The sequence below is a fragment of the Grimontia sp. AD028 genome (genome assembly GCF_000973155.1).
GTDB lineage: Bacteria > Pseudomonadota > Gammaproteobacteria > Enterobacterales > Vibrionaceae > Enterovibrio > Enterovibrio indicus.
The window spans coordinates 21,376-27,478 of the sequence record NZ_LASY01000125.1 but is presented as its reverse complement, the minus strand read 5'-3'; the positions used below and the strand labels follow the sequence as shown (position 1 = coordinate 27,478).

Genomic DNA, 6,103 nt, shown 5'->3' with positions numbered 1-6,103 from the left:
AAACCTCTGCCTTGCATAAAATCCCCACAAACTGCTGCAAAAATCATCACCAAAGGTCAACAGCCCCTATGATCAGAACAACCGACGCTTGAGACCAGTTTTCTCCAGGACTCGGGTGGAGATTTCTTCAACCGACAATGAGGTGGTGTTGATATAAGGAATCGCTTCACGACGAAACAAAGATTCAATCGTTGCGATCTCCTGTTCACACTGCTCACTACTGGCGTATTCACTGCCTGAAAGCCGGTTCTGACGGATCTGGGTCAAGCGTTCTGGTTCAATCGTCAAACCAAACAACTTGTGACGCTGGAACTCGAATTCCGGCAATAAACGCAGCATTTTCATGTCTTCCGCGATAAACGGATAGTTCACTACGCGAAGGCCGAATTGCATCGCCATGTAGAGGCTGGTCGGGGTTTTACCGCTGCGAGAAACACCCAGCAGAATGATGTCGGCTTTATCCAGGTCTTTTAGAGAAATGCCGTCATCGTGCGCCAAGGTGTATTCAATGGCCGAAATACGATCAAAGTAGGTGTCTGAATCTTTGCTGACACTTCGGGAACGTTGAAGTTTTGGCTTGGGCTCGATTTGTGTGTCTTCTGCCACACGCTGGACGATACTTTCCAGAACATCGTAGAAAAATGCTGGCGCCTGCAGCAGTTGATCACGCATAGCGGGGACGACCATGGAGAAGAAAACCAGCGGTTTTACCCCATGTTTATCGTGGGATTGTTGGATCTGTTTAACCAAATCCGCCACTTTGTCTTCAGACTCGACAAAAGGGAACGTTTTCTCGTTTGGGACAAAGGAAAACTGACCCAAAACAACATGCCCTAATGTCTCGCATGTGATGGCTGTCCCGTCCGAGACATAAAAGACGTCTCGGGTTTGAATTTCTGTGTGCTTCAAAGGTTAATCTGCTCGCAAAATTTTATTAGGATACAAACATAACAATAACAACAAATGGTCAGCCATTAACGTTTGCTCAGCTTTTGAAACCCATAGCGTTTTTTTAGCCCAAACTTAAGGTTTACCGCCCAAAACCCAATACAAAAACTGCATAGTTTCTGGAGAAAGACATGCAAAAGAACACCCTCTGGTTCGATACCCTGTCCATGGATGATGTTGACAAGGTCGGCGGCAAAAACGCTTCACTGGGCGAAATGGTTTCCAACCTCGCCAATGTTGGCGTTTCTGTCCCGAATGGGTTTGCGACCACTTCGTTTGCGTTTAACCAGTTCCTTGATTACGAAGGTCTGGATGATCGCATTCACCAAGTGCTCGATGAACTGGATATTGAAGATGTTGAAGCCCTACGCAAAGCCGGTTCCCAAATTCGACAATGGGTACTGGATGCCCCCTTCCCTGCTGATTTAGAGCAGGATATCCGAAACAATTACGAAACGCTGGTAGACGGAAATTCGGAGCTTTCCGTTGCTGTGCGTTCATCTGCGACAGCCGAGGATTTGCCGGATGCATCCTTTGCCGGTCAGCAGGAAACCTTCCTGAACGTCAAAGGCATTGATGCCGTGCTTGAGGCAACCAAGCACGTATTCGCCTCATTGTTTAGTGACCGCGCCATTTCTTACCGTGTGCATCAAGGCTTTGATCACCGTGGTATCTCTCTGTCTGCGGGCATTCAGCGCATGGTGCGTTCAGACAAAGCTTCATCTGGCGTGATGTTCACGCTGGACACCGAATCAGGCTTCGATCAGGTGGTGTTTATCACTTCCTCATGGGGTCTTGGTGAAATGGTGGTGCAAGGTGCGGTGAACCCTGATGAGTTCTACGTGCACAAGCCACTGCTGGAAGCGGGTCACCCTGCGGTAGTAAAACGCACTTTCGGCTCCAAGCTGATCAAGATGATTTACGCCGACAGTCAGGTAATTGGTAAGCAGGTTGAAATCATCGACACCTCAGCAGAGGAACAAAGCCACTTCTCGCTGAACGACGATGAAATCGCAGAGCTTGCCAAGCAAGCGATGATCATCGAGAAGCACTACAAGCGTCCAATGGACATTGAGTGGGCCAAAGACGGCATCGACGGCAAGCTGTATATCGTTCAGGCGCGTCCTGAAACGGTTTGCTCGCAGAAGCAAGGCAACGTGATTGAGCGCTACGAATTGAGCGCCAAAGCAGGTGTCTTGGTGGAAGGTCGCGCTATCGGTCAGCGTATCGGCAACGGTAGTGTCCGTATCGTGAAATCACTGGATGAAATGTCACTGGTACAGGACGGCGATGTGCTGGTTACTGACATGACTGACCCTGATTGGGAACCGGTGATGAAGAAAGCCTCTGCGATTGTCACCAACCGCGGCGGCCGTACCTGTCACGCAGCGATTATCGCCCGTGAGCTTGGCATTCCAGCCATCGTAGGTTGTGGCGACGCCACCAGCAAACTCAGTGATGGTGCGGAAGTGACTATCTCTTGTGCTGAAGGTGAAACCGGTTACGTTTACGAAGGTAAGCTCGACTTTGCGGTCAGCCAAACTGCAGTAGACGAACTGCCAATGCTACCGACCAAAGTAATGATGAATGTGGGTAACCCGGATCGTGCATTCGATTTCGCCCAAATTCCGAACGAAGGTGTCGGTCTTGCCCGTCTGGAATTCATCATCAACAAGATGATTGGTATTCACCCGAAAGCCCTGCTGAACTTTGACGCACAAAGCGATGAGCTGAAAGCAACCATCAATGAGCGCATTCGCGGTTACAAAGATCCAGTCGATTTCTACGTCAGCAAACTGACCGAAGGGATAGCGACCATTGGTGCCGCTTTCTGGCCGAAGCGCGTCATCGTGCGTATGTCAGATTTCAAATCGAACGAATACAGCAACCTGATTGGTGGCAGCGAGTTCGAACCCCATGAAGAAAATCCAATGTTGGGCTTCCGTGGTGCTTCACGTTACATCTCGCCAGTGTTTGAAGATTGCTTCGAGTTGGAAACTCAGGCGATCAAACGTGTGCGTGACGAGATGGGTCTGAAGAACGTTGAAATCATGATCCCATTCGTTCGTACCACAGGTGAAGCGGCAGAAGTGAACGACCTTCTGGCGAAGCACAACCTTCGCCGCGGCGAGCAGGGTCTGAAAGTCATCATGATGTGTGAACTGCCATCCAATGCGGTATTGGCGGAAGACTTCCTGAAGTACTTTGATGGTTTCTCAATTGGTTCAAACGACATGACCCAGCTAACGCTAGGCCTTGACCGCGATTCTGGTGATGTCGCGCATCTGTTTGATGAGCGCAACCCAGCGGTGAAAGCCATGCTGAAGATGGCGATTGATGCAGCGACCAAAGCAGGTAAGTACGTTGGTATCTGTGGTCAGGGACCTTCAGATCATGATGACTTGGCGCAATGGCTGATGGATCAGGGTATCAGCTCTGTTTCACTCAACCCGGATACCGTGGTTGATACCTGGATGAAACTTGGCAAGGTTGCTAACAAGTCCTGATTCATCGACTGAATGAATGTGAAGTCCCGCAGTGCGAAAATGCTGCGGGATTTTTTTATTTTCAAACATGAAGATCCAGAATATTGTTCATTCAAATCTATTTTCTTGCACATTTTTATCCCACCATCATTCAGATTAATTAGAACACGATGTAATTCACTGTGTTTTTACGTGAACTCAGACGCGTTTATATCCCGGAAAGTGATTAATGGCACAGCTAACATGATGCACATCAATATCACCACTCTCTTCACTCCAAATAATTAACAGCAATTAAGCTTTAACTCATCGGAGTGAATATGAGTCAAGAACAAGGACGTGATTACGCCTCTCAGCGGAAGCAATCCTACGAATTTTCTTCCCGCACTGAATACCTCGAACATGAATTAAATATTGCCAATTACAAACGCTGGAAACTCCATCTTCCTTACCGTGATTTTGGTATTGAAATAGAAGACTGGGTGCCAGCTATTGCGGCTACCATCGGCAAAGTCGTGATGGTGACAGCCATGGTTGCCGCCTTCGCCGCACAATTCGGTTTATCACCTGAATTTGTTGCTGAGAACGTGCGTTTCGAGCTCCTTATTGCAGGTCTGCTGTTCGCGATTTTCTTCTCTGCCATGTTTAACCCGCTCACCAATCTTGCAGGTACCCATGGCCCGATGATTCCTCTCATTCCTCTGATTGCTGCGGCAGGCGGTCACCCGCTCGCTCTGGGGATAATGGTAGGTGTGTTTGGTCTAATACTTAGCGCCACCAAAGGCGGTTCAAAACTGGTGAAACTCACTGGTGAAGGGGTGCGGGGCGGCCTGTTGATTTACCTCGGTGCCGTTGGTCTGATTGGTCAGCTGACCGCATTTGAATCCTGGTCAGCGTCCACTGGGCTTAGCCATGTTTCTTTCGTTGTGATTCTCGCCACCATCGTGATTTACGCCTACCTCGCCAAGATTGAAAAACGTTGGCTGGCGATTCCTCTGTGTTCTGCGGTCGCAGGTATCATCGCCTTTGCCATGGGCGTACCTTTTGAGTTCACCACTGAGCCTGGCCTGCCGAGCATGAGCCCGTTCTACTGGTGGGGCGAAGACACTGGTTGGCAACTAGGCTGGCCAAGCCTAGAGCACTACATCGCGGTGATCCCGTTTGCCGTGCTGGCAGTTGCCATGTGGTCACCGGATTTTCTTGGACACCGCGTGTTCCAGGAACTGAATTATCCAAAAACAGCCAAAGGTGCGTTGATGAATGTGGACGACACCATGACGGTTTGTTCTGTGCGTCAGATTGTTGGTGCCGGTCTTGGCGGTGGTAACCTCGCCTCTTCTTGGGGCACCTATATGATTCCAGCGGCGATTGCCAAACGCCCTATTCCCGGTGGCGCGCTGTTAACCGGTGTACTGTGTATTGCGGCTGCGGTGATTGGCTACCCGATGGACTTGGCGATGTGGGAACCTGTGCTTCGTGTTGCTTTGCTGGTTGGTGTATTCCTGCCATTGCTGGAAGCAGGCATGCAAATGGTGAAAAACGCCCGTAACTCCCAAAGTGCCGGTATCTGTATGTTTGCGTGTGCGCTGGTGAACCCGGTATTTGGCTGGGCACTGACCATGCTTTTGGATAACACAGGTTTGATTGGCAACAAAGAGCGCGCTGCGTCTCTCGGCCGCACAGACCGTCTGGGCATTCCACTCACAGCATTGATTGTCTGTGTGGGCGCGCTCGGTGTTGTAGGACAGCTCCCTGGGGTTCCTGCCCTGCTGTAAGTGAAAGATGTAATGTAACTTTGCCCAATCTCAGTCGGGCGTTTATATACTTTTGCCACCCAGTCGGGTGGCTTTTTTATTTCTGCCATTCAGGAATAAAAAGCGCTTTGGAATATATGACATTTTGTATCTAAATATTTCCAGTTAGAAAAATTAGAGTAATCACTTCGGAATATTCAGCTTAAATCACCGGACAGTAGAATTATCTTTATATTCTAACTCACCCAGACAGATCGATAACAATAACTATATATATCGTGATATTAATTTACATATAACGACATAATAATTTTACTCTGACATCATTGACTGGTTATTCACTTGTAATCTTTCCAATCAGGTGTTTACTTAGACCTCAAAATTGTTTCAGTCCTACTCAAAACCAAACATTGATCGAAGTTATTCATTTATGGAAATTTGGACTCAGAAGAATCTCTCGCTCTAACCCATACATCCATCAGAAAGTGCATATCAAGCCAATCCAACGATAACTCATTGTATTAAAAGTATTTAAACGCAACTCTCTTCTGAGTTGGCAAATTTTCCCGCCTAAAAAGCAATGCATTGATGGTATAAATGAATCAGCTATCTGTGCAGCTTCGTCAACTTGATAGTTTGTAAGGAAATATGTCGTTCTGCGCGGTTGATGTAAATCAACTGTTGCCAATCATTCAGTCAGTAACGTGTCAGGCATCTTGATTCAATAAGGATATCGATATGAAAAACCGCTGGCTTATCGCCGCTTCTGCCGTGGGTATCCACGGCTCTATCGGCTCAGTGTATGCATGGAGTGTATTTAACCTTACTCTCGAACAAACCTTTGGCTGGGACAGATCTGCCGTTGCGACGTTGCGAGCACCTTCAGTTTAGCTATTTTCTTTTTGGGGCTTTCCG

General features: G+C 48.2%; 4 protein-coding genes. 3 read left to right on the top strand and 1 reads right to left on the bottom strand.

The genetic code is table 11. The annotated features are described in order from the left end of the window. Positions 1–72: 72 nt before the first annotated feature. Positions 73–909 carry a pyruvate, water dikinase regulatory protein gene (locus RN22_RS21175; protein WP_082111454.1) on the bottom strand — a complete coding sequence of 279 codons (837 nt, stop codon included), beginning with the start codon at positions 907–909 and terminating at the stop codon, positions 73–75. A 170-nt stretch (positions 910–1,079) separates the two neighbouring features. Between RN22_RS21175 and ppsA the strand changes: the two genes are divergently transcribed. The 3 genes from ppsA to RN22_RS25225 all read left to right on the top strand — a co-directional run bounded on the left by ppsA (position 1,080) and on the right by RN22_RS25225 (position 6,079). Beyond that, the gene (gene ppsA, locus RN22_RS21170; protein ID WP_046307495.1) at positions 1,080–3,455 is read left to right on the top strand and encodes a phosphoenolpyruvate synthase; all 2,376 of its coding nucleotides are present in this window, start codon (positions 1,080–1,082) and stop codon (positions 3,453–3,455) included. A 299-nt stretch (positions 3,456–3,754) separates the two neighbouring features. Then, positions 3,755–5,209: a DUF3360 family protein gene (locus RN22_RS21165; protein ID WP_046307493.1), complete on the top strand. Its 1,455-nt coding sequence runs from the start codon at positions 3,755–3,757 to the stop codon at positions 5,207–5,209. Between the two features lie 717 nt (positions 5,210–5,926). After that, on the top strand, positions 5,927–6,079 hold the full coding sequence (locus tag RN22_RS25225) for a hypothetical protein (protein ID WP_197076332.1): 153 nt from the start codon (positions 5,927–5,929) through the stop codon (positions 6,077–6,079). Positions 6,080–6,103 lie beyond the last annotated feature (24 nt).